We start from the raw sequence: 535 nt of genomic DNA, 5'->3' as shown, positions 1-535 counted from the left end.
TCATAAAAACGTAACACATTGGCACGACACAAGCACCAGGGAGAAGGTGAAAGGGGAGCGGAGTGTTACCCGCCCCCCTTAGGTGCGACTTGAATCTGAATTACTTAACGTATTTCAGAACGGCATCAAGGAGTTGCAGTGCTGCAACAATGAGTTTGAGGATAAGAATAGCGATATCCACGAGGCTCATACGCTCTCCTTTTGGTACAAGGAGCACGGTGCTGGCGTACCTCGCCGCTGCCTGTTGCCAGCACCTTTGTTGACATAACACAGTGTGCTCACACGGGGGTTAAGGCGCTGACGGCACCACCCGTTTCAGCCAGGACTTTTTTGCGCCGGTTTACTCTGCGGCCCCCGCATAACACATTGCGTACGGTGNAATCCGCAAAGCGATCCATACTCAGAAACGTCAAAATCCGTGCCTTAAATTGCGCGTTCGTTCCCGATCGCGTATACTTCTTGCGTTGACGTAACACAGTGTGTTCTGCGGTTACCAGCCGCAAACCCTGAAAAAAACCTCGCCCCGGCGGGGTTT

1 protein-coding gene is annotated in these 535 nt (G+C 52.4%); it reads right to left on the bottom strand.

Translation table 11 applies throughout. From position 1 onward, the window contains the following. Positions 1-100: 100 nt before the first annotated feature. Positions 101-190: a type I toxin-antitoxin system toxin TisB gene (gene tisB / locus FDX22_RS16925; protein ID WP_003023909.1), complete on the bottom strand. Its 90-nt coding sequence runs from the start codon at positions 188-190 to the stop codon at positions 101-103. Positions 191-535 lie beyond the last annotated feature (345 nt).

It is taken from the genome of Citrobacter sp. TBCS-14 (assembly GCF_005280805.1).
Taxonomy (GTDB): Bacteria; Pseudomonadota; Gammaproteobacteria; order Enterobacterales; family Enterobacteriaceae; genus Citrobacter; species Citrobacter gillenii.
The sequence above is the reverse complement of the archived record's forward strand: the minus strand, read 5'-3'. Positions and strand labels throughout refer to the sequence as shown.